17 protein-coding genes are annotated in these 23,837 nt (G+C 67.0%); 5 read left to right on the top strand and 12 right to left on the bottom strand.

Annotated elements, in window-relative coordinates; translation table 11 throughout:
• Positions 1 to 81 precede the first annotated feature (81 nt).
• Entirely contained in the window at positions 82 to 468 is a 387-nt protein-coding gene (locus AC07VI_RS18215) for a DUF1090 family protein (RefSeq protein WP_086147187.1), read from the top strand.
• Positions 469 to 481: 13 nt separating this feature from the next.
• Here AC07VI_RS18215 and AC07VI_RS18210 read toward each other — a convergent pair whose 3' ends face one another.
• From AC07VI_RS18210 to AC07VI_RS18175, 8 genes are all read right to left on the bottom strand, one after another.
• Positions 482 to 2,488: a YehQ family protein gene (locus AC07VI_RS18210; protein WP_492993637.1), complete on the bottom strand. Its 2,007-nt coding sequence runs from the start codon at positions 2,486 to 2,488 to the stop codon at positions 482 to 484.
• A complete protein-coding gene (locus tag AC07VI_RS18205) occupies positions 2,485 to 3,618 on the bottom strand; it encodes a VWA domain-containing protein (RefSeq protein ID WP_172404832.1) in 1,134 nt (377 codons plus the stop codon). The genes AC07VI_RS18210 and AC07VI_RS18205 overlap by 4 nt, the downstream gene beginning before the upstream one ends.
• The gene (locus AC07VI_RS18200) at positions 3,611 to 6,082 is read right to left on the bottom strand and encodes a DUF5682 family protein (protein WP_086147189.1); all 2,472 of its coding nucleotides are present in this window, start codon (positions 6,080 to 6,082) and stop codon (positions 3,611 to 3,613) included. The genes AC07VI_RS18205 and AC07VI_RS18200 overlap by 8 nt, the downstream gene beginning before the upstream one ends.
• The gene (locus tag AC07VI_RS18195) at positions 6,073 to 7,179 is read right to left on the bottom strand and encodes an AAA family ATPase (protein WP_086147190.1); all 1,107 of its coding nucleotides are present in this window, start codon (positions 7,177 to 7,179) and stop codon (positions 6,073 to 6,075) included. The genes AC07VI_RS18200 and AC07VI_RS18195 overlap by 10 nt, the downstream gene beginning before the upstream one ends.
• Before the next feature lie 14 nt (positions 7,180 to 7,193).
• Positions 7,194 to 10,943 carry a DUF4132 domain-containing protein gene (locus tag AC07VI_RS18190; RefSeq protein WP_492993634.1) on the bottom strand — a complete coding sequence of 1,250 codons (3,750 nt, stop codon included), beginning with the start codon at positions 10,941 to 10,943 and terminating at the stop codon, positions 7,194 to 7,196.
• 201 nt (positions 10,944 to 11,144) lie between these two features.
• A complete protein-coding gene (mmsB, locus tag AC07VI_RS18185; RefSeq protein ID WP_086147192.1) occupies positions 11,145 to 12,038 on the bottom strand; it encodes a 3-hydroxyisobutyrate dehydrogenase in 894 nt (297 codons plus the stop codon).
• 10 nt (positions 12,039 to 12,048) lie between these two features.
• Positions 12,049 to 13,563, bottom strand: coding sequence for a CoA-acylating methylmalonate-semialdehyde dehydrogenase (locus AC07VI_RS18180; RefSeq protein WP_099375735.1), 1,515 nt, complete (start codon positions 13,561 to 13,563; stop codon positions 12,049 to 12,051).
• Between the two features lie 16 nt (positions 13,564 to 13,579).
• On the bottom strand, positions 13,580 to 14,797 hold the full coding sequence (locus AC07VI_RS18175; protein ID WP_099375734.1) for an ABC transporter substrate-binding protein: 1,218 nt from the start codon (positions 14,795 to 14,797) through the stop codon (positions 13,580 to 13,582).
• A gap of 121 nt (positions 14,798 to 14,918) precedes the next feature.
• On the opposite strand from AC07VI_RS18175, the gene AC07VI_RS18170 reads away from it, so the two are divergent.
• From AC07VI_RS18170 to AC07VI_RS18155, 4 genes are all read left to right on the top strand, one after another.
• Positions 14,919 to 15,836 carry a LysR family transcriptional regulator gene (locus AC07VI_RS18170; protein WP_086147226.1) on the top strand — a complete coding sequence of 306 codons (918 nt, stop codon included), beginning with the start codon at positions 14,919 to 14,921 and terminating at the stop codon, positions 15,834 to 15,836.
• 178 nt (positions 15,837 to 16,014) lie between these two features.
• Entirely contained in the window at positions 16,015 to 16,545 is a 531-nt protein-coding gene (locus tag AC07VI_RS18165) for an isochorismatase family protein (protein ID WP_086147195.1), read from the top strand.
• A 106-nt stretch (positions 16,546 to 16,651) separates the two neighbouring features.
• Complete coding sequence (locus tag AC07VI_RS18160) at positions 16,652 to 18,523, top strand: transthyretin-like family protein (RefSeq protein ID WP_492993630.1); 1,872 nt, start codon at positions 16,652 to 16,654, stop codon at positions 18,521 to 18,523.
• A gap of 169 nt (positions 18,524 to 18,692) precedes the next feature.
• Positions 18,693 to 19,022 carry a tetratricopeptide repeat protein gene (locus AC07VI_RS18155; protein ID WP_492993628.1) on the top strand — a complete coding sequence of 110 codons (330 nt, stop codon included), beginning with the start codon at positions 18,693 to 18,695 and terminating at the stop codon, positions 19,020 to 19,022.
• 20 nt (positions 19,023 to 19,042) lie between these two features.
• On the opposite strand, the gene bla is transcribed toward AC07VI_RS18155, so the two are convergent.
• The 4 genes from bla to AC07VI_RS18135 form a co-directional block, all read right to left on the bottom strand.
• Entirely contained in the window at positions 19,043 to 19,999 is a 957-nt protein-coding gene (gene bla, locus AC07VI_RS18150) for a subclass B3 metallo-beta-lactamase (RefSeq protein ID WP_226936469.1), read from the bottom strand.
• Between the two features lie 58 nt (positions 20,000 to 20,057).
• Entirely contained in the window at positions 20,058 to 21,806 is a 1,749-nt protein-coding gene (locus tag AC07VI_RS18145) for a M56 family metallopeptidase (RefSeq protein ID WP_193068945.1), read from the bottom strand.
• Positions 21,803 to 22,198, bottom strand: a complete 396-nt coding sequence (locus tag AC07VI_RS18140; RefSeq protein WP_086147199.1) for a BlaI/MecI/CopY family transcriptional regulator — start codon at positions 22,196 to 22,198, stop codon at positions 21,803 to 21,805. Before AC07VI_RS18140 ends, AC07VI_RS18145 begins: the two co-directional genes overlap by 4 nt.
• Positions 22,199 to 22,259: 61 nt before the next feature.
• Positions 22,260 to 23,753: a hypothetical protein gene (locus AC07VI_RS18135; protein WP_492993625.1), complete on the bottom strand. Its 1,494-nt coding sequence runs from the start codon at positions 23,751 to 23,753 to the stop codon at positions 22,260 to 22,262.
• Between the last annotated feature and the right edge of the window lie 84 nt (positions 23,754 to 23,837).

Here is a 23,837-nt window from a genome sequence, read left to right as displayed (position 1 = left end):
TGGCGCGCACGGCAGGCGAAGTTTGACAGGTCAGGCCGGCAGGCTTACATTGCACAAGCTCACCACTGACACAGGAATGCCATGAACCGCCTCACCACAACCGCCTTGACCCTGCTGCTCGCCGCCTGCGTGGGTGCCAGCGCCGCAGACACCCAGCTGGCCGGCTGCGCCGCCAAGCGCGAAAGCATCCGCAGCGAATTGCAGCAGGCGCAGGAACAGGGACTGAACGACAAGGTCGCGGGCCTGACGCGCGCGCTCGACGAAGTCAACGCCCACTGCCGCGACAACGCGCTGGTCGAGCGCCATAACAAGAAGGTGCTGAAGGCGCAGGCCAAGGTGAACCAGACGGAGCGTTCGCTGCGCCTGGCCCAGGAAGCGAACAAGGAGCCGAAGAAGATCGCCAAGCTGGAAGGCAAGCTGGAAAAGGCCAGGGCCGAGCTGGCCGCCCTGCAGGCGCAGCAGCCGTGACGGCAAGCCGCGCCTACCCTGCCGCCTCCAGCGCGATGCACGTCGTACAGACATACGCCAGGCGCAAGGCTTCAGGCGCGCGCGGCGCGCTGACGTAGGCCGCCAGCAAGCCGGCCGGCAAGTCCAGGCCCAGCGCGCGCAAGGTGGCGCCGTGCTGCGCCAGTTCGCCGGCCAGCTCGGTTTCCAGGCGCGGCCGCCCGCTACGCGCCTGCAGTGCGAGAAGGTCGAGCACCTGGGCCAGCACCCGCGCTGCCGCCGACGTTTGTTGCGGCAGCGACGGTGCCAGGCTGGCGCCTCCCAAACTCTTGAAAAACCGCGCCAGCGCCGACGGCAGCTTGCCCGCGTCGATCTCGAAATCGAGCGACACCACGCGCAGCTTGCCATTCTTGGCGATGAGCAGCGCCACCGGTTGCCAGCCGCCTGACTCGTCACGCGCACGGCTGGCCAGCACGGCCCGGATATCGGTACCTTCCGTCACTGCCGCCTGCAGCCGCGTGATGCGCGGCCGCAGCGCCGGCAGTGCCGGAATCTGCAAGCCCAGGACGGCGCCGCCAGTGTCGAACACTTGCCAATCGAGCCGCTGGCCCACTTCGTCGAGCTGCGGCCGCGCCACGGCCGCCGGACGCAGCACCACGCAATCGATGGGATCTGGCGTCAGGCCGACGTTGCCACTCATGAAGGCGGCCAGCGCCGTCCAGTCGTCAAAGCCCAGACGCTGCCAGCGCGCATCGTCGAGCGGCCACAGCGGCGCTGCGCTGGCCCGTGCCTGGCTGTCCAGGGAGAGCCGCCCATCGTCGGCACAAGACGCGCCTGCCAGTTGCCAGCTCGCCTCGCAAATGTGCCGGGCGCTGCCGGCGCCAGTCCACAGGCTGGTCGCATCCCATGCCGAGTCGCGCGTAAACGAGCGGTCGCTGGCGTCGGGCCGCGCCAGCACCGCCTGCACGATCCGTCCCTCGCCTGCCGCGCCATGCTGCCAGAACGACAAGGTCAGACCGCGCGCGCCGCCGCGTGTTTCCCACCAATACGCGCCCAGCGGCAGCAGCTCAAGGGGCGCGTCACCGGCCGTGTCAAAGCTGCGCCGCGCCTGCCCGCGCAAGCGCGGCAATAGCGGACCAGGCGCGTGTTCGAGCGCCGCGCACAAGGCACAAATGGCCGCCATCTCTGCAAATGCCTGGCGCTCGCTGGCCTGGTAATCGCGGCGCACGAGCAAGTCCAGCGTTCCGCCCAGGCCACGCAACATGGCGGCAAGACGGGGCAGGTTTTCGCCGCGCGCCGACATGGTCAGCGCGCGCAGCTGGCCGGCGGCAATCGCGCTGGCATGCGACAAGCCATTGTCATACAGCTCACCAAGCAGCCGCCGTACCTGGGCCAGGAACACCAGTTCGGACGTACTCAACCCCGGCGCCGGGGCGGCGGGCGCCGTCGCCAGGCCTGCCGGCCAGGCAAACTCCTGGCCATGCTTGCGCCAGACGCAGGCCAGCGCATACAGGTGCAAGGCCTTGCGCAGGGCGGCCGGCGTATCGGATACCATGGCGTCCACGCCGGCGCCGCGCAGATAGCTGCAGTCCAGCTTTAACAAGGGCAGCTCGATCCGCAGCCTGGCGTTGACGATGGTGACGTCCGCCTGATCGCCTTCCGCCAGCCAGGCCAGCGCCTGGCGCACCGCAGGCTTGCCCGCCTGCTGGCAGACGGCGGCGCTGTCGAGGGCCAGCACTTCTTCCTGCACGCTGGCCGGCGGCACATCCTGGAGACTGTCTTGCGGCAGTTCCCGCAGCCATACGGCAGCGGCCAGGATATGCTTGCACATGCCGGGCGCAGGACAATCGCAACGGCCCTTCCGCGGCCCGCCCGCATCGAGCAGCACCCGCTGGCCATCGGCAAGCAGGGCGCCGCCAGCGTCGCCCTGCCAGCCCACCTTGCCTGCCTCGATATCTTTCAGGGCGCGGCGCAACAGGCCAGCGTTGGCCAGCGTCGCCAGGCTGTCGTCGTCGAAGCTGCGGTATACGGCGTGCCAGCTCATCCCATCACCCCGGCCAGCCATTCCGCAAAGTGCTGCGGCGTCAAGGCCGCCACGTGCATGCCCTGATCCGCCAGGCGCTGCGCCATGCCATGGTCATACACAGGCTGCGCGCGCTCGTCGAGCGCCGCCAGGCCCAGCAGGGTGACGCGCGACTCGGCCATGCGCTTGAGCGCCGCCAGCAGCGGCCCCGGCGGAGCGCCCTCCTCGAAATCGCTGATCAGGGCCAGCACCGTGCGCTGCGGATGGCGCACCAGCTGCTCGCAATACTGCACCGCGCGGCCGATATTCGTGCCGCCGCCCAGCTGCACCGTCAGCAGCACCTCGACCGGGTCGGCGGCCAGGTGCGTCAGGTCCACCACGCTGGTATCGAACACCACCAGCCGCACATTGACGGCCGGCAGGCCGGACAGGATGCCGGCCACCACGGCCGCATAGATCACCGAATCCATCATCGAAGCGCTCTGGTCGACGCACAGGATGACGTCCCACGGCAGGCTGCGCTTGACGCGCGCATTGAAGGCGGGCCGCGCGATCAGCAAGCGGCGACTGGCCGTATCATAGTGTTTCAGGTTGGCGGCAATGGTCGCGCGCCAGTCGAAGTTCTGCGCGCTCTTCATCTGCGTGCGGCGAAAGCGGTTGCGCCGCCCCACCACCGCATTGACGAAATCCTTGCGCAGGCGCTCGGTGATTTCCCCGACCACGCGCCGTATCACCGCGCGCACCGCATCGTGCATCTCCGCGCCGAGCCGCCCGCGCATGCCGATCAGGGCGCGCGCCAGCGCCTGATTCGGTTCCATGCTGGCCAGCACGGCCGGGTCGCGCAGCAAGCCGCTCAGTTCATAGCGCTCGATCGCATGCCCCTGGACGCGCTCGTACACATCCTGCGGAAACAGCTTGCGCGCCTGCGCCAGCCAGTCGATGGCGCGCAGCTGGCTGGGATCCAGCGAACCGCCACCGCCGGCACGCAACATGCCCTTGCGCTCATACTCGCGGCCATACAGGTAATCGAGGCTGGCATCGAGCTTGCCATCGTTGGCGGACCAGTCCTCGCCCTGCAGCGGCTGCGCGTAGCGCCCGAGCATCAGGCGCCAGCGGCGCAGCAACTCCTGATTAGGCAGATTTTCAGCCATGCGGCTTCTCCGATGAAAGATTCAGCCAGCCAGACAGCGCATCGCGCTCCAGGCAGGCGGCCAGCGCCGCGTTCAGGCGGCCGCCCGCCAGCATCTCGCCTTCGCTGACGTCGTAATGCAATTGCGCCTGCAAGGCGTCCGGCGCAGCGCCGTTCAGCAGCGCCAGCGCCTCGGCCAGGTCGCTCGTCTCCTGCGGTTTCAGGCCCGTGAAGGCGAGGCGCAAATCGGGCAAATAGTGGATGAAGCTGGCCTCGTCCCAGCTGCCGACCAGGGAATTGAAGCTGCGCAGCAGTCCCGGCTGCGTCAACAGCAGTTCAGGTGCGGCAGCCATCAGCCCCGACAGGAAACGCACGGCGTCCTGCGGCGTGGCGCCGACGCCGAAGCGCTGTTCCAGCAAACGCGATACATCCTGTTCACCCCAGGCGCCATCGAGAAATAGCAGCGCGGCGGCAGCGCCGCAGATACCGGGCGCGCAGCCACGCGTGGCCGTCAGGGCCCGCAGGCGCTGGTGCAGATCGCCAGCCTCGAAGGCCAGGCCTGCCTCTCCGGCCGGCAAGGCGCTGCACGCGGCGCGGCCAAATTCGCGCAAAGCCAGCAACTGCGCCACTTGCGCGCTTTCCCCGTCCATCGCCGTGTCAGCCAGCCCAGGCAGCAGGAACAGCGCGGCTGGCCAGACACGCCGCATCAGCGCCAGCACGCCGGGATGCTCGCGCACGTCCAGCGGCTCGCGCGCGCGCCACAGGGTCACCAGCGCATGGCCGCAGGCGATGACGGAAGCAAAATCGGCATCCTCATCGAGATGGCGCGACAACAGGTCCAGCAAGCCGGGCAGACGCGCATGCAATCCCACCAGGCAGGCGCGCACCAGCAGGGCCGCGGCGCTGCCGGCCGAACGGGCCCGGCCCGCGGCGCCCAGCGCCTGCTCTTCGCGCAGCAGCCGCGCCAGCGCCACCTCGGCCAGGGTAGCGCCATCGGCCGCCAGTTCGATCAGGCGCGCTTCGACCAGCGGTGTCCACGCATACGTCCATTCCTCGAACAGCAATTCCAGCCGGCTGCCGGCCATGAAATCCGGGCCGCCCTGCCAGCGCGCCAGGCCCGTATCGAGATACTGCATCAGATGAAAAAACCGGCTGCGCCGGCGGTGACGCTCCTTGCGGTACAAATCCAGCCGCGCCAGCCGCTGGTCGCCGTCATCCAGGCGCAGGCCATGACGACGCGCGGCCGCGCGCGCATCGGCCACCAACGGCGGCGAGCCGGCAGACGGCGGCACGTCGCCCAGCCGGCTGCCCGTCATCTGGCGCCGCACGTCGTCAAACAAGCCTTGCGTGCCGTCGTCGACGGCGCCCTTGACAAAGCAGGAGCGCATGGCGTCAAGCACGTCCTGGCGTCCCGGCCCCGCATGGCCGCGCAAGGCCGCAAGCCTGGCCGCCTGCAGCATGGCCGCCTGCACTTCCGCCGTGGAGATACGCTCGTGCAAGCCACGCGCACGACTGTGCTGGGCCAGCCTGGTCAACTGGTCCACGGCGACGGCAAGCTGGTGATCGACGTCCGCCGACGACTGCAAGGCATCCCATACGGCCTGATAGTAGGCGGGCGACGGCATGCCTGCGCCGTAGCCGTTCAAGGCGTCGAGCCGTTCGAAGCTGTAGCGTATCAGCCAGCTGGCCGCGGCAGCGGCTGGCTTGGCGGGCGTGAGTCCGGCGTCCAGCAGCTCGATCAGCGCGCTCGTATGAAAGCCGCCAGTGACCACCACCACGGGGCCGTCTACCTGCTTGCGCCAGCGGGCGATATGCGCCGCCATGTGCCGCTCGCGCGGCAGGCTGCCTTCCGCTTCCAGCACAGCCGGCTCGTAATCGAGGCGGGCCATGGCGCAATACGAAAACACGTCGCCAAACAAGCTGCGCCAGTCCGCCAGCGCGGCGCGCGAGCGCGCCTCGAACAGGTGATCCCACAGTTCGTCCTGGTCGCGGCAGCCCGCCCGCGCGGCCAGGGCGTTCAGATAAGCGCTGTGGGCCAGGTAGCGCTCGGCCATCAGGCTGCGCGCCTCGGCATCAGGCTGCGCGTCTGGATTGTCCGCGCGCGCCTGCCACGGCAGGTCGATGAAAGCCAGTTGCGCCTGCATGGCCGCCCCCTCGCGCAGCGCCACCCATTCGGGGCTGTAATCGCAGAACGGGAAAAACGCCGATTGCGCGCGCGCGCCCTCCTTGCCTGCCGCCGGCGTCTGGCACAACAGCGCCACGGGCGGGCGCGTGCGCTCGTCCAGCAGCAGGGGCAGCATGTCCGTGAAGCTTTCCGGCCCCTCGATCAGCACCGCGGCCGGGCGCACCTCGCGCAGCAGCGCCTGCAATGCATAGGCGCACGCCGGGCTATGATGGCGCAGCGGCGCAAAGTACAGGCCATGCTCGAACAGCCTGGCGCGGGCGGCAGCCACGCCGGCCGGCAAGTCCGGCAGCGCTACAGCCATAACTGGCGGGCCGCATCGCCGAAGCTTTTCCACAAATCGTCGCGGCGGCCACGTTCGCGCACCACCGTGTCGAAATAATGGCGCACGCGCTTGATATCGTCGGCATTGTCCTTCAGGACCACGCCCTGCAGCTGGTTGGCCAGTTCGCGCGGGCGCAAGGTGCCGTCGCCGAAATGCAGCGCCTCCAGCGAGGCCGCATAGACCAGGTTGACCGCCTCGGCGCTCGACATTACCGCTTCCGGCGTCTTGATGGCCGTGCCTTCGCGGGTCTGGCCGGCGCGCAGTTCCTGGAACGTGGTCACCAGCAGTTCGACGACCGCGCGCCCGACAACGACGGTGGCGCCGATGGCGTCCAGCTCCCGCCGCAGCTGCTGCATCACCAGCTCGACTTCAAAACCATGGTCGCGGATCGGCTTGACGGTTTCGAAATTGAAGCGGCGCTTCAGCGCCGACGACATTTCATGCACGCCGCGATCACGCAAGTTGGCGCTGGCGATGATGTTGAAGCCGCGCCGCGCATGCACGCGCGCGTCGCCGCCCAGTTCCGGGATCATCATCTGCTTTTCCGACATCAGAGAAATGAGCACATCCTGCATCTCGGGCGCGCAGCGCGTGATTTCCTCAAAGCGCACCAGCTTGCCCGCCTCCATGCCCTGGTACAGCGGCGACGGCACCAGCGCGCGCCGGCTCGGCCCTTCGGCCAGCAGCAAGGCATAGTTCCACGAATACTTGATATGGTCTTCGGTGGTGCCGGCCGTTCCCTGTATCGCCAGCGCGGAGTCGCCGCTGATGGCCGCGGCCAGCAATTCGGACAGCAGCGACTTGGCCGTGCCCGGCTCCCCCACCAGCATCAGCCCCTGGTGCCCCATCAGGGTGACGATGGCACGGTCGACCAGCGGGTCGTCGCCATAGAACTTGCGGCTCACCTGCAGCGCCGCGTCGCCAAGGATAAACCGGCGCACGGCGCGCGGCGACAGCCGCCATCCCTCCGGCCGCGCATCGGCATCGGCAGCTTTCAAGCGTTCCAGCTCGCTGGCATAGCGCTGTTCCGCGCTGCGGCGCACCACCTGGCTGTCGTTATCTTTTTCAGTCATCATTTTGCTCTCCTGCCTTACCACGGCATTTTACTTTCCCACTGCGCATCATAGCCGCTGCACGCCTTCGACACCGCCAGATAATCGGCATAGGTCTCGGCCAGCAGCACCGGCGGCACGTCGGCCAGCGCCACCGCCTCGTCGCGCCAGGAGCGCGGCAGCGGATAGAACTGCAGCGTTTTCAGGGCGGCCGCCATCAGCTCCTCGGGCAGGCTGCTGCCGGAAAATTCGATCACCGCGCGCAGGCCGGCGCTGGCAAAATCCTTGTGATACTCGGTAAAGACGCCGCCATCCTCGGCCGGGCCGCGCTGATAGCCTTGTTTGCCGAAGGCGCCGCGCAGACCGAAGGTATCGCCCACCCAGCCTTCGCGGTCGGCGATCTGCCGGCCCGCCATCAGCGCGGCGTCGGGCAACTGGTGCGCCAGCTGCTCGAACAGGGGCTTGACCTTGTAATCCTTGAAATGACGCTGCCAGGCGGCGATCTGCGCCGCATCCAGCAGCGAGGCGTGCGCCAGGCGCAGCTGGCTGCCTTCGTTCAGGGCGACTTCCTCGTCGTCCGCGTCGAGCAGGCTGCCATCATCGCTGGGGCGCAGCAAAGTGCGGCCTGCGTCGGCCTCCCTGATCCACACCAGCGCCTGCACCAGGCGGCCCGCGATCGGATGGCCAAGCAGGTAGTCGCGCCACTCCTGCGCCGGCCAGACACGTCCCGCGCACATGGCCTCGTACAGGCGCGCCGTCTGCATGGCGATGACCTGCTTGAGTTCTTTCTTGCACACGGACAGCTGCTGTTTGGCCTCCTTGACCATGTCCGGAGACTCGCCCTGGCGCGGCTCGGGCAAGGCCTTGATCTCCTTGCCGTCCGCGTTGTGCAAGCGCGGCTTCATGGCGCCGTCCAGGGTCACATGGAAGACCCGCTCGCCATACGACAGTTCGAGCCGGCCGCTGTCGTCAAAGCCGCCAGCAGGAATGGTGCGGTCGCCCAGCTGGTCCTGGCTCCAGCCCTTGCCTTGGGCGATGCGTTCGACCAGCAGGCGCGCCTTTTCCTGCACCGAAGCGGTGCGGTAGCGCCGCGCGATACCCAGCAGTAACTGGATGACGGCCGGGTCGTAGCCGTCGGCCAGGCCGTCGAGCATCGCTTCGATCTGCGCGCGGCGCGGGTAATGGTCGCGCATATACGCTTGCAGCAGGCTGACCGCCACATGGCCAGGCGTATGGGCAGCCAGCGCCAGGATGCCCTTCTCGCCGATGGCGCTGCCCAGGTACTCGGCCATCTTGTTGCGGCGGATCTGATCGAATACCTGCTCTTCGGTCATCTTGCCTTCCATAGCATAATGCTCGGGATAGCGCCTGGCAAGATCCTGGTAGCTCTGGTAGGCCTGCGGCGCACGCGCCTGCGCTTCGGCGGTTGCCACCTCCAGGCTGGGACCGCGCAAATCCTCGGTGATGAACAGGCGCAGCACCGTCTCGCCCAGGGCGGCGCGGCCGGCGTCGTCGAGCAGGCCCAGATAGCGCAGCAGCAGGGCATTGCCGCCCGGTTCCTTCAATTTACAGGCCAGCACCACCCACCAGCGGATGATGTCGGCGTCGACAGGCGTGCCATCGCGCCAGCGGCAGGCGGGCAGCGCTTCGAAGACGAACCAGGCCAGGCCGACGGGCGCCTTGCCCTTCAGGCCTTTGCGCGCGGCCGCCAGCAGTATTCCGGGCGACAGGCGCGGGCTCAAGTCTTCGCCCAGTTTTTCCAGCGCCGTCAGCAGCGCCGCGATCACGGTTTCGCGCGTCTCCTTGTCCAGTGCCTGGTACAGCGCCGGGATGGCGGCGCGGTAATCGAGGTCGGCCAGCCAGCGCGCGGCGCCGATGCGCATGTCCTGCTTGCCGGAACCGAGCGCTTCGGCCACGCGCTTGCCGATATCGGGCAAGCTGGCCAGCGCCTGCTGCGCGCTGGCGCGGTGCTGCTTGCCTTCTCCCAGCGCAATCTCCATCACGCGCGGCAGCCATTGCAGCGGCAGCACCGGAAAGGTGGCCAGCACTTCCAGCGTGGCACCCAGCTCGGGCAGCACGCCCTGGCGCCTTTCGACGGCGCGCAAGCCCAGGCCCTGGTCGATCAGTTCGGGGCGTTCCGCGAACAGCGGCCACACCATGTCCGCCGCCAGCACCTGCTGCGGCTTGGCGCCCCACCAGTTGCTGGCCAGGCAGAGCATGGCCACGCTGTCATGCTCGTCGCCGGCCTCGCGCATGGCGCGCGCCAGCAGGCGCAGGTCGAACGCGGCCAGGTCCTGGCGCGCCAGCCATTGCTGGAAGAAGTCATCTTGCCAGAAGTAAAGACTGTTGCGCTGCGTGGCCAGCAGCCAGCGCGCCATGTGCGCCACGCCGAACTCCGGCAAGGCGGCCAGCTTGCCCTGCAACTCGACCGGTTCGCGCATCTGGTTGTTTTTCAGGGGCTGCGCCTCGCCCTTCGCTGCCTCGCCATTGAACACGCGGATGGCCGCGTCCATGTAGGCAGGCTTGATCGCCTCAAAGCGTTTCAGGCGCTCCTGATGCCACTCGTACTTGTGCTTGGCGTGCTGGTTGTCTTCGCGCTCCTGCCGTGCTTCGGCGCGGTACTTTTCCAGCAGTGCCGCATGGTTGGCCTGCAGCAGTTGCAGCGCGGCGTCGCCCAGGCGCGCCGCCGGCGGCACGGGCGGCAACGGCGGCACGGGCTGTTCCGCCGCGCCGGCATCGCTTGCCGCGCCCAGCCACGACAAGGCGTTGCGGATGGCCGCCTGCACCGGCTTGCTCGTTTCCAGCGCCAGCGCCTGTTCCAGCAGCGCCCCCTGCTGCGGGCCCAGGCCACGGCCCAGCAACTCGGCCGCCTGCACCCGCTCGTCCGTCTTGCCCGTCAACAGGCAATGCTGCAGCAAGGCGATCCTGCGTTCCTGCGGGATGGCCGCCAGATGGGGTGCCGCTTCGGCCCGCACGCTCTTGCCGCCGTCGACGGCCAGGCGCACCAGCACGGCGGCAAAGGCTTCGGCCAGCGCGGGCGTGGCGCCCAGGCGTCTGGCCAGCTGCGCCTTGCCGCTGGCCGACAGCAGCGCCGGCAACTGCTCCACCTGCGCGGCATGCGCGAGCATGTAAGCGTCGAGCGCGCCCGGCGCCAGCAGGCGCTGCAGGCAGTTATCGCGCACGTACTCGCTCAATTCGCGCCGCTCGAACACCAGTTGCAGCGCGCCTTCTTCCGCTTCGCCATCGGCGGCCAGCAGGCGCGCCAGCAGCGCCACGTCCCAGCCGCGCCGGTTGACCGTGGTCGCCTGCGCGCGGGTCTCGGAAAAACTGGCGAACAGCGCATCGCCGAGCAGATAGTCGAGCCACTGCGGCACCGCGGCGCCGGTGCGCTCCAGCAAATCGCCCCCGTCGGCGGCCTGCAGCAGCTTGCCCAGGCGGACCAGCAGCGCCGCGTCCAGCGCCGCCGCATCCGACTGGGCATAAAACTGGTGGCGGTGGCGCAGGCTTTCATTGGCCAGCGCGCCATCCTTGTTATGCATGTTATGGGTATAAAAATGCGAGTACAGGCGCCCTGGCTTGCCCAGCAAGTCACCGCCGCGCGGCGCCGCCGCCGGCAAATCGAGCAGCACGCTTTCCTGCCTTCCCTCGCAGACAAACTCGCAGGCGCGCTCCCACAGCGCAGGCGATATCTGCGCCAGGCCGCGCAGGCCCTTTTTCAACTGCGCATGCTCATCCAGGCCTGCTACGCCCACTATGCCCTGCGCCAGTTCCAGTATTTTTTTAAACATCGGGTGATCCGTCTTTCCTGTTCATCAAGGCCCTTGCCGGGCAGGGTTTTTCGCTATCGGCATCCAGATCTGCAGCATTAATCTTGCACTCAATCAAGTTGCTGATTGTATATTCTTAACCTCCTGATAGCATGCACATTAGGATTGCGGCAAACAAAAAAAAAGCGCTCCCGCAGGAGCGCCATCGCCACGACAGCTGCCTTACGCCGGCGTGTCCCGCAGCTGGTAGATGCTGGAGAAATCGAGCCCGCCCGCCCCCGCCTTGCTGTGCATGTCATACAGCGTGCGCGCCAGGGCGCCCAGCGGCACGCTGGCACCCGACGCCTCGGCGCTTTCCATGGCCAGTCCCAGGTCTTTGAGCATCAGGTCGACGCCGAAGCCGCCCGTGTAGCCGCGCGACGCGGGTACGTTCTCGGCCACGCCCGGGCACGGGTTATACACTTCCAGGGTCCAGTTGCGGCCCGAGCTTTTCGCCATCACGTCCGACACTACCTTGGCGTCCAGGCCATTGGCCACGCCCAGGCGTATCGCTTCGCTGGTGCCGATCATCAAAATCCCCAGCAGCATGTTGTTGCAGATCTTGACCGCCTGGCCGCTGCCCGAGCCGCCCGCGTGGAAGATGGCCTTGCCCATGATCTCCAAATAAGGCCGCGCCGCCGCCAGCGCGGACGCTTCGCCGCCGACCATGAAGGTCAGGGTGCCGTTGGTGGCGCCCGCCGTGCCGCCCGAGACGGGCGCGTCCAGCATGGGCATGCCCTTCTCCTGTGCCGCGCGGCCCACCTGGCGCGCCGCCTCGGTGGAAATCGTCGAGCAGTCGAGCAGCAGGGTGCCGCGCCGCGCCTGCGCCAGGATGCCAGTGTCGCCAAGGTAGGCTCCCAGCACGTGGCGGCTGGCCGGCAGCATGGTGATGACGATGTCGGCGGCGGCAATCGCCGCGGCCTGGTCGTCGGACACCAGGCCGCCGCCGTCGGCGAACTGGCGCACGCTGGCCGGCAGCAAATCGAAGCCCGTCACCGCATGGCCGGCGCGCACCAGATTTTGCGCCATGGGCAGGCCCATGTTACCGAGGCCGATGAAAACGATATTTGCGCTCATCGCCGTCTCCTTATTTCATCGCAATGGTGGTGTTGACGCCGCTGCCGCCGTCGTCCGGGGCGAACCAGCGCGCCGTGACCGTCTTGGTCTGCGTCCAGAAGTACAAGGCCTGCTTGCCGTTCGGGCCCAGGTCGCCCAGTTTCGAGGCGCGCGAGCCCGTGAAGCTGAAATAGGCGACGGGCACGGGAATGGCCACGTTGATGCCCACCTGCCCCACGTCGATCTCGTTCTGGAACTTGCGCCCCGCCCAGCCGGAGGCGGTGAAGATCGAGGTGCCGTTGCCGTTCGGGTTGGCGTTAATAAAAGCGATCGCTTCGTCGAGCGTATCGGTTTCGACGACGCACATGGCGGGGCCGAAAATCTCCTGCGTATAGACGGAGTTCGACGCCGCCACCTTCGAAAATATCGTCGGGCCCATGAAATTGCCGCCCTCGTAACCGGCCACCTTGCGGCCGCGGCCGTCGAGCAGCAGCTGCGCGCCTTCGTCCACGCCCGCCTGGATCAGCTTTTCCGCCCGCTGCATGGCGGCCCTGGACACCATCGGTCCCAGGTCGGCCGTGCGGTCGCTGCCCGGCCCCACTTTCAGGGCCTGCGAGCGGGCGACGATTTCCGGCAGCCAGGAACGGGCCTCGCCCACCAGCACGACGACGGAATTGGCCATGCAGCGCTGGCCGGCCGCGCCGAACGCGGCGCCGATCAGGTTATTGATGGCCTGCTCCTTGTTGGCGTCGGCCAGCACCACGCAATGGTTTTTCGCGCCCATCATCGATTGCGCGCGCTTGCCCGCTTCGCTGGCGCGGCGGTACACATGCGTGCCCACGTGGGTGGAGCCGATGAAGGAGACAGCCTTGATGTCGGGATGGTCGCACAGCATGTTGACGACGTCGGCGCCGCCATGCACGACGTTCAGCACGCCCGCCGGCAAGCCCGCCTGGTACATCAGCTCGACCAGGTACATGGTCGAGGACGGGTCCTGCTCGGACGGTTTCAGCACAAACGTATTGCCGCAGGCAATGGCGATGGGGAACATGAAGCACGGCAGCATGACGGGAAAATTGAATGCCGTGATGCCGGCGCCCACGCCCAGCGGCTGGTAGATATTGTAGACATCGACGCCGGTGGCCGCGTTTTCCGCGATTTCGCCCAGCTGCAGGGTGGCGATCGAGCACGCATGCTCCACCACTTCCAGGCCGCGCATCACCTCCCCTTCCGCATCGGGCAAGGTCTTGCCGTGCTCGCGCGTGATCAGTTCGGCCAGGGCGCCGATATTGTCGCGGATCAACTGCTGGTACTTGAGCATGATGCGCATGCGCGCCGCCAGCGGCGTGTTGCGCCACGTTTTAAAGGCTTCCCTGGCTGTGGCGACGGCCAGATTCACTTCCTCGGGCGTGGAAAACGGCACCTGGGCGACGATTTCCTGCGTGGCCGGGTTGACGACGTCGCGCCACTCCGTGCTGGTCGAGGCGTGATGCTTGCCGGCGATGTGCAGGGGGATGGCGGGAACTGAGTTGAGGGCTTGGTTCATTTGTTTGGCTCCGTGACTATTTTTTAACGAGATTGCACGCCGCCGCATCCATAGGCTTGAACGCCTGGTCGGCGGGAATGGTGGACAGCACTTTCAGGTAGTCCCACGCGCCCTTCGATTCGGCCGGGGTCTTGACCTGCACCAGGTACATGTCGTGGATGACGCGGCCGTCGGGGCGGATCGAGGCGTTGTTCATGACGGCATCCTTGATGGGCAGTTCGCGCATTTTCTGGGCGACGACCTTCGAGTCGTCGCTCTTCGCCGCCGCCACCGACTTCAGGTAGTGGTAGACGCTGGAATACACGCCCGCCTGCACCATGGTCGGCTTGGCGCCCTTGTTGAGCGCCTCGAAGCGCTTGGCAAAGGCGCGGCTGCGGTCATCGAAATCCCAGTAAAAGCCGTCCGCATAGACGAGGCCCTGGGCCGTGTCCAGCCCCAGCGCATGCACGTCGGAGAGGAACACGAGCAAGGCGGCCAGGCGCTGGTCCTTGCCGCTGCCGATGCGAAATTCGCGCGCCTGCTTGATGGCCGACACCGTGTCGGCGCCGCCGTTGGCCAGGCCGATCACCTGCGCCTTCGAGCCTTGCGCCTGCACCAGGAAGGACGAGAAGTCGGAGGCGTTGAGCGGATGGCGCACGGCGCCCAGCACCGTGCCGCCGTTGCGCTTGACGACTTCGCTGGCGTCCTTTTCCAGCGAATGGCCGAAGGCGTAATCGACGGTGACGAAATACCACGATTTCTGCCCGAGTTTCGTCAATGCCGCCGCCGTGCCGGCCGCCTGCGAATACGTGTCGAACATCCAGTGGAAGCCGTTCGGCGAGCAGTCTTCATTCGTCAGGCGCGTGGTGGCCGGGCCGCTGAACATGGCGATGCCGCCCTTCTCCTTCATCAGCTTTTGCACGGACAGGGCCACCGAGGAATTGGTGAGATCGGCGATGGCGTCGACCTTGTCGCGGTCTATCCATTCGCGCGCCTTGGAGGCGGCGATGTCGGCCTTGTTCAGGTGGTCGGCCGAGAGGATTTCGATCTTCATGCCCTTGCATTCGGCTTTCAGACAATCCTCGACGGCCATCTGGCTGGCGACGACGGAGCCGCGCCCGCCCATGGCCGAATACGGGCCGGACATGTCGGTCAGGATGCCGACCTTGACGACGCCATCGGAAATCTGCGCGTGCGCGCCGCCAAAGGAAAGGGCGAGCGCCAGCGCGCCCATGGCCAGAACGGTTTTTTTCATGCGTGTCTCCAGGTGAACGGGTTTTCTTATAGGTGTAGATGCATTCTGCATGTGTAAAAATATGCACTCAAGTGAAATTAATGCATAATTCCTTTGCAAAAATGCACAGAGAGGAATGGCCATGCTCGATTGGGACAATGTACGGGTATTTCTGGAACTGACGCGCAGCGCGGGGCTCGTCGACGCGGCGAAAAAGCTGGGCATCGACCATTCCACCGTGTCGCGGCGCATGCGCAAGTTCGAGGAGCAGGTGGGCACGCAGCTGTTCGACCGCAACTACGTGGGTTACCAGCTGACGCCCGAGGGCCACCGCCTGATGGAATACGCGGAAACGATGGAAAGCACGGTGTTTGCCGCCACCGAGGAACTGGGTGAACACAACCGATTGCTGTCGGGCCAGGTGCGCCTGGGCGCCACGGAAGGCTTCGGCGCCGTCGTGCTGGCGCCCCACCTGGCGCAGTTTTGCGGCCGCTATCCGCACATCAGCGTGGACCTGATCGCCGTGCCCCGTTTCGTCAGCCTGTCCAAGCGCGAGGCGGACGTGGCCATTTCCATCGAACGGCCCCTGTCCGGCCCCTACGTGGTGACCAAGCTGTCCGACTACCGGCTGAAACTGTACGCCACGCCAGGCTACCTGGCGCGCCACGCGCCGATCACCAGCGTGGCGCAGCTGGCGCAGCACCCGATCATCGGCTACGTGGACGACCTGGTCTTCAGCGCGGAACTGCGCTACATGGACAATGTGGCGCCCGACTCGCTGCGCGCGTTCCGCAGCACCAGCGTGATCGCCCAGTACCACGCGGCGCGCGCGGGCCAGGCGCTGGCGATACTGCCCTGCTTCGTGGCGCAGCAGTCGAATGCACTGGTGCCCGTGCTCGACGGCGACATCGACCTCGTGCGCTCTTTCTGGATGATTTCACCTAGCGAGCGGCGCAACATTGCCCGCGTCAGCGCCCTGTGGAACTACCTGCGCGGCGCCATCGATTTGAATCACGCCTATCTGATGGGCGAGACGGCCATGCCCAGCTGGCCAACTTGAGCACACTGCGGCGCGCTACACTGTCGCCACATATTAATTACTAACAACGCCTGATAAAACCGTAGCGAGCGGAAGGGAGTTGTGGTCGAGACGCGCAACTGTACGAAGGTACAGTGAGCATCGCAGGCCGCGACTACCGACGCGCAGCAGGTTTTGGCAGGTGTTTCAGGAGATCGCCATGCTGATAGATGCAAACCAGGCCGTTTTGGTCATTGTCGACCTGCAAGGCCGCTTGATGCCGGCCATCCACGACGCCGGCCTGGTGCTGGCGCAAAACCTGCGCCTGGCCAGGATCGCGCGCCTGCTCGGCGTGCCCGTGCTGGGCACGGAACAAAACCGCCAGGGACTGGGGCCCAACGTGGACGAGATCGCCGCCCTGTGCGAACGGACCTTGCACAAGACGCATTTCGGCGCCTGTTTTGATGGCTTGCAGGACATCCTGCCGCCAGGCCGAAAACAGGTCGTCGTCACGGGCTGCGAAGCCCATGTGTGCATGCTGCAGACAGCCATCGGCCTGCTCGCGCTTGGCTATGAGGTCATCATCGCCATCGACGCCGTCGGCTCGCGCCAGGCCGCCAGCCGCGACGCGGCGCTGGCCCGCCTCGGCAAGCTGGGCGCACATCTGGTGACGGTCGAAATGCTGGCCTTTGAATGGTTGCGCGACTGCAAGCATCCGCGTTTCCGCGAGGTATTGGCACTGATTAAATAGCCACTCCTTTACGCAGGATCAAGCCCAAAGGCTATCCATTTGCTAGCTTGGTAACAGCACCGCCATTGCGAGCGGCGCAACTGTCCAACCGAGCTGGAGAACCATCATGGCCTATATCCTGCGGGGCAAGCTGTGCGGCTTGATCTGTGCCGAATGTCCGGAACCGCTGTCGCACGTGATCGTGCGCCTGTACCGGCCGCGCGACACGCAAAACGTCACGGCCCTGGCCGTGGCCAGCGCCAAGGAAACCTTCGCCATCCTCACGGACGAGGAAGTGCAGGCGAAAGCGCCCTTCCTGCTGGCCGAAGCGCGCACGGACGAGGACGGCAACTACAGTTTCACCCTGGAAGGCGACTACCACGGCGAGGCCGTCGAAGTCGACGTGCTGTGTCCTACCGTGCCCCACCTCAAGCCTGGGCCGAAAGACCCCGTGCCGCTGCAGTTTTCCATCACCACCCTCCAGCCCCGCTGGCGCCAGGTCGACAACGATTTCCTTGCCGTCTGGGATTATTGCCTGCCGCAACGCTTCTGGTGCCTGGTGCGCGCCCGTTTCGGCGCCTGGACCATCTGCGGCCGCCTGCGTACCTGCGCCGCGCCGCAAACGCCGATCGCCGGCGCCACCGTGCGCGCGTTCGACGCGGACTGGCTGCAGGACGATGCGCTGGGCGACGCCGTCACGGACGCCAGCGGTCGCTTTCGCATCGATTACCTGACGTCCGACTTCACGCTCACGCCGTTTTCGCCGTTCATCAACGTGGAATTTACAAGCGGGCCGGACGTGTATTTCACGGCGCAGCTGGGCAGCGTGACCATCCTGTCGGAAACCCAGGCCGACGGACGCCAGCCAGGGCGCGAAAACGTGGGCCACTGTTTCTGCGTCGAATTGTGCTCGAAAGAGGTCTTGCCGCCCGACGTCGAAGGCGTGCCCCACTGGCAGCAGGTGGAAGTGTTCGACATCCACCCGTTTCCCTCGCCGGCAGGCTTTTCCGCGCAAGGCTATGCGGGCGGCGCGGGCGCCTCCTACGTGTTCGGCGGCGGCGTGACCCTGAAGGGCAATTGCCCGCTGCGCAACAGCGCCATCCCCGCCAACCCGCTCGAATACCGCTTCCTCATCGGCGAATGGACGTGGCCGGGCGGCAGCGACGACCCGACTGCCTTGCCCGCAGTGGCCCCGGCCAGCCTGGCGCCGCTCACGCAAATTCTCGGCACGCTCGTCGGCTATGTGTTTTATACGAACGGACTGGGCCTGGCCGACTCGGCGCAGGTCATCATCAATGCGGGCGATCTGAAACCGGGCGGGTGGATACGGGTGGACGGCAAGCCTGTCACCGTGGACATGCGCGACGGCACGACGGCCGTCGTCAACGTGGCGCCCAACATCTTCCTGCGCACGTTCGACTTGCTGACCATCAACACCCCCGCCATCACCAGCCTGCATCCGGCCAAGCTGCCGGGCGGCTTGCCCATCCTCGACGCGGGCCGCAGCCTGACGGCGGCCGAGAGCGAACCGATACGCCGCTACCGCCTGGGCTTCGAAGTGCGCGACGGCAACACCCTGGCACTGGTGGCCACGGACGGGCTCGACTCCATCGTCTTCGACAATTCAGCCGTCATCGTCGCGCTGGACCTGGAAGAGTTGCGCAGCAATGCCTGCAACCCCATCGCGGGCGGCCTCGTGCATATCCTGTACACGATAGACCATCCGCATTTGCGCTTTTTCAATATCACGATTTCCAATAACAACGGCATCGCGCACCCGCCGCCGCCGCTGCCGGCCGCCAGTTTCACGCCGCCTCCGCCACCGGGCAATTATCTGTTCCGCGGCGGGGCCGGCGGCCCGCATTTATCGGGCAACAATGGCGGCTTCCCCGTCAACGTGGCGCTCGACCCGCCCTGCGCCTACCGCGTGGCGATTACGTGGCAGACGCGGCATTACCTGGCGTCGGCGCACAGCATCGACAGGCTGTATTGCAAATAGGCAGGCCTCAGAAATAGCCCCCTCCTGCCGCGACGCGCGCCTGCAAGGGGCAAGCGCGCGGCCGGGAAAGCAGAGTTCGGGCATCGGCAGCAAGGCCGGAGCAGGCTTGCGGACAAACGCCCCAGGCATTAATATGCAAGAATTAACTTGCATATTAATGGAGCGAGACATGCGTGAAAAGCTGGAAAAAATGCTGGCCGAGGGACGCGACAACGCCCTGCTGCGCTTTGGCCTGGGCGATGCCTGCCTGAAAGAGAACGACGTCGGGCAAGCCGCCGTCCACCTGGCGCACGCCACGGTGCAACAGCCCGGCTATTCGGCCGCCTGGAAGCTGCTGGGCAAGACCTTGCGGCAGCTGGGGCGGCCCGATGAGGCCGAGGCCGCCTGGACGACCGGCCTGGCGGTGGCGCGCAAGCAGGGCGACCTGCAAGCCGTCAAGGAAATGACCGTGTTCGTCAACCGCCTGCACAAGGCCGCGCCGGGCCAGCCGACGCAGTAGCCTCCCCACGCGACAGCGGTTTAGTGGACGTGCGCCGCATCGGCGGCCGGCGCGGCCTCGCCCCGTTCCTTCGCCAGGCGCTTGGCCAGCAAGCCGCCCGCTTCGGCCGCATAAGCGCGGCAGGCGTTGGCGTCGACCAGGGGGTTATCCGTGCCGTTGCGCCTGGCCGCCTTGCCCAGCACGTCCGTCGTGCCCGGATGCACGGGGATGATGATGTCGCATGGCAAGGCAGCCACCTTGGCGATGCTCGCTTCGAACGCGGCCGAGACGTCCGGCGTCCTGCCTTTGCCCCCGCCCTTGCCCGTGTAAGTAAAATCGCCGCTCGCATACGGGTTCAGGCTGTCCGCATACACGACGTTCAGGCAGCGCTGGCCTTCGCACGACGTCCACGTCCAGGTCGTGCCGCCTGGCGTGTGGCCGGGCGTCATGCGGGCCGTCAAGGTCAACGGTCCCACCTTGACGGTATCGCCCTCGCCCACCACCTTGACCTTGTGCACCTTGGCCACATGCACGACAGGGTTGGCCTGGTATTGCGGGTCATCCTTGCCATTCGTGCCGCTTTGCAGCCCCAGTGCGCCCGAGGCGCTGGCCACCACGGTGGCGCCGCTGGCGCGCTGCAGCGCGGCAATGCCGCCCGCATGGTCCCAGTGCGCGTGCGAATTGAGGATGAACTTCACATCCTCGATGCGGAAACCGAGCGCCTTGATATTGTCGATGATCAGGGGCGCCGACTGCGGCAGCGCGCCGTCGAGCAGGATATGGCCCTGCGGACCCGTCACCAGCACGGCGGACAGGCCGGCCGTGCCCACATACCAGCTGTTGCCATGGATATTGAACGGCTTGACGGGCGCATTCCATTCCTTGCAACTGTCGCAATCGACAGGCGTATCCTGCACCGGTGCGGGCGTCTTCGCCTGTCCTGTGCCCGCCGACATGGTCGCAACCGTCGCCAGCATCAACTTCGCCAATAGTGTCATCTTCATCTCCAGAGTGTAAAAAAGAAAGGCGGCCGCCGCGCGGCGCGCCCGGGGGGTATCAATGCATGCGGCCGGTCCTGTCGGCCAGGGTGTCGCGGATGTGTCCGGCGTCAAGCGAGCGCCGCTGCGCGCCGTCGGCGTCCAGCAGCACCACGGTGACGTGCTTGCCGCCGCTGCGCATGCGCATGCTCAGGCAGCTGCCCGCCTCGTGGCTGCTGCCCGTTTTCGACAGCAGAATGTCCCAGCCCTTGCCGCCGACGAGCGGGTTGGTGTTGTGCAGGGTGCGCCACTTGCCATCGACGGCCACGCTCGCTTGCGGGTGGCTGGTGATGCGCGCAATGTCCGGGTAGCGGGCCGCCGCCGCGACGATCTTCGCCACCTCGCTGGCCGTCGACGTATTCGCGGGCGAACTGCCGACGGGGTCCGTCAGCGTGGTGCGCGTCAGGCCCAGCGCGCGTATCTTCGCCTGCAGCGCTTGCGCAAAGGCCGCGTTGCCGCCCGGATAGGTGCGCGCCAGCGCGGCGGCGGCGCGGTTTTCGGATGGCAGCAGCGCCAGCTGCAACAGCGTGCCGCGCGACACGGCCACGCCGTCGGCCAGCACGCTGCGGCGCTGCAGCGACGAGTCGCCGTCGGCGCGCGCGATGCGCAGCGTTTCGGCAGGATCGAGGCCCGCGTCGAGCACCACCATGGCCGTCATCAGCTTGGTAATCGAGGCGATGGGCACGACGGCGTCCGCGTCTTTTGCCATCAGCACCTGGCCCGTGCTGTCGTCAAACACCAGCATGTGCCTGGCGCTGACGGGCAAGTCCAGCATCGCGGTAGCGGCGCCGGCAATCGTCGCCGCCGTGACGGCCGGCTTGCCCTGCGTCTGCAGCAGCAGGGTGGCGCCGGCCAGCAGCAAGGCGGGCACGGCCAGCTTCCAGCCGCTGGCGGCCGGCGCCGGCGCCATCAGGGAACGGATGCGCGTGAGCAGCGCCCCGCCCCGGGCCGACATGGCCAGGCCGGGCTGGCGCAGTGCCCCCGCCTGCAGGGACAAGGCGTGCAGCGCGCTGGCCAGCCGCTGCGGGTCTTGCAGCGCCTGCGCGGCCAGCGCGTCGGCCACCTGCTCCCGTTCGGCACGCATGCGCGCCGACAGCCACCAGACGACGGGGTGAAAAAACAGCAGCGCCTCGGCCACGCTTTGCAGCAGGTTGACCAGGTAATCCCAGCGCCGCACGTGCGCCAGCTCATGCGCGAGCAAGGCTTCGACCAGCGCCACCGGCATGCCGCTCAGCAAGGCGACGGGCAAGAGCACGACGGGACGCCAGAAACCGAGGGTGACGGGACCGGACAGCCCCGCATGCAGCTTGAGCGGCAGCGCCTGGCGCAAGCCCATGCGCACGGCCAGCGCATCGAGGCGCGCCTGCCAGATGGCCGGCGCCGCCACGGCCTGGCGGCGCAGCTTGCCGACCCAGGCCAGGCCCAGGCACAGGCGCAAGCTCATCAGGCCAACGCCGGCGCTCCAGGCCAGCACCAGGGCCGGCAGCCAGGCAGCGACGGCGGAGCGCCACGCGGGCAGCGCCGCCATGGATGCGCGGGCCTGCGCCGGCCCGCCGTCCAGCAGCAGCGCCAGCAAGTGCGCGGCGGGAATGCCCAGGCACAGCAGCAGGGCCAGCGCGCACAGCGCATAGCGCCAGCGCGGGCCCGCAGCGCGCAGCAGCCACAGCCCCACCGCGGCAACGCCGCCGATCAACAGGCCCTGCCAGACGAAATACAGCAGCACCCAGCCCAGCGCGGGCAGGAAGGCATCCATGATGGGCAGGCTCATGGCTGGCCGCCGTCCCTGTCGCCACGCAGGATCTTTTCAATTTCCACGCGTTCGGCGTCGCTCACGTGCTCGCGCAGGGCCGTCAGCACCAGCGCCTTGCCGGAACCGGAAAACACCTTGCCGATCAAGTCCTTGAGCAAGCTGGTCTGCAGCTTTTCCTGCGCCTCGACGGCCGCATACAGCTGCGGCCGCTGGCTTTCATCACGGCTCAGCAAGCCCTTGCCATGCATCAATTGCAACTGGCGCAGCACGGTGGCGTAGCTGGCGTCGGCACGCTCTTCGGCCAGGGCGTCGTACACGGCACGCGCGTCGGACGGACCGCGCCGCCACAGGATGCGCAGCAAATCCAGTTCGGCGGCCGTGGGATGGGGAGTGGAGGTATTTTTTAGCATGACGCTAGAATACCGATTCTAGAACTCGATGTCTAGAACTTTTTTTCTAGTCCATGCTTGACTAAAAATCGCGCAGGCGGTCGAACAGGGCGTACAGCGCCGCCACATCCGGCAGCGGCACCTGCGTCAGCACCTGCTCCAGCGCCACATAGATTTCGTCGCGCTCCACCGTCTCGATGACGCTGGAACGCCGTTCGATCTGGTTGAACACGCCGACGTAGGCGGCGATCATCTCCTGCGCCACGGCTTGCGCCGTCCCGGCATCGTTCGCGCCGTCGAGCGTGCGCGCCGTGGCCAGCAGCTTTTTATACGCCTGCGCGGCCTTTTTGGCATAGGCCGCCGCAATGTGCGCGCGGCCATCCCAGTCGCGGAACGGATTGTCCAGGTTTTCCGCCAGCCATTCCGGCTTGCGCGGCCGCGTCACGGACAAGTCCAGACCCAGCGCCGCCGCCTTTTTATAACTGGCCTTGATGGCCTTGGCGGCGTCGGCCGGCAGGCTGGCCAGGCACAGGCTGGACAAGGCCGGCAACTGCGCCGGCGCGGGGAAGTCATCGGCACCGTAGCCAAACAGTTCATACGCGGTGAAGGAGCGCAAACGGTCCAGTCTGGCGATGCTGGCCACGTTCGACGCCAGCCCCGGCTTGCCCCACACGGTCAGGTCCGTCAGCACGGGGAAACGCTGCGCCACGGCGTCGAAATCGACCAGCGGCATCGCGCTCAGCGACAGGCGCGCCAGCTGGTCGAGGCCGTGGAATGGCGCCAGGGCGCCGGACAACTGCAGCCGCAGGAAGCGCCCCGCATGCGGGTCGTCGATGCGCAGGGCGGCCGACGGCGCGCCATTCAGTATCAGGGTGCTCACACCCTCATTCAGGCGCAGCGAGCGCAAGCCTGCGCCATGCACGACGAGGCGGCTGACATTGCTGTTGCGCAAGTCGAGTTCGCTCTCCGTCGAGGACTGCCACTGCACTTCGTTGATGATGGGGTTGCCGTTGATGTAGGCGGCCAGCGCCGCGCTGCCGTGGCGCGTCTCGATGGTCGTCAGGCAAGGCAGCCGGTCCAGTTCGGACAGGTCGCCGATCGCCTGCAGGATATCGTCGCCGATGCGGCTCGTCTTCTGGCGCACGGCCTGGCCGCCGACCATCACTTCCTCGCTCGATGCCGCCTTGAAGCGCCGGCGCCTGGCCGGGTCGAGCTGCTCCCAGCGGCGCTGGCGGTACACGCTGTCGCCCATGTGCCAGCCGCCGCTGTAGCTTTTCACTGCCGCATCGACCAGGGGCGCGACATTGGCCACCAGGGTGTAATGGCGCGGCACTTTTGCATTGGCAAAGCTGTGGTCGTGGCGGCTGTTCCAGAAATAGTAATCGCACACCAGCGGGCGCATCGCCTGCACGGCCGCGGCATCGGGCAAGGCGTCGCCCGTCCAGTCCAGCTGCAAAATGGCGGCCAGCGGTGCGCTGCCGGACGCAGCATCGTCGATGGCCGTGACCTGGCAAGCCACATACTGCTGCAGCCTGTGCGAAAACACACTGTAGATATCTCCAACCTTGGCAAGCACGCTAATTTCCTTGTAGCAAACAATGAGGTCAGCACGATAGCAAAGATTGGCGGCGCGCGGCGTACGCGCCGCCGGAGCATCCCC

Source organism: Janthinobacterium sp. GW821-FHT03A03 (assembly GCF_059421435.1).
This window is presented reverse-complemented; position numbering and strand designations above follow the sequence as displayed.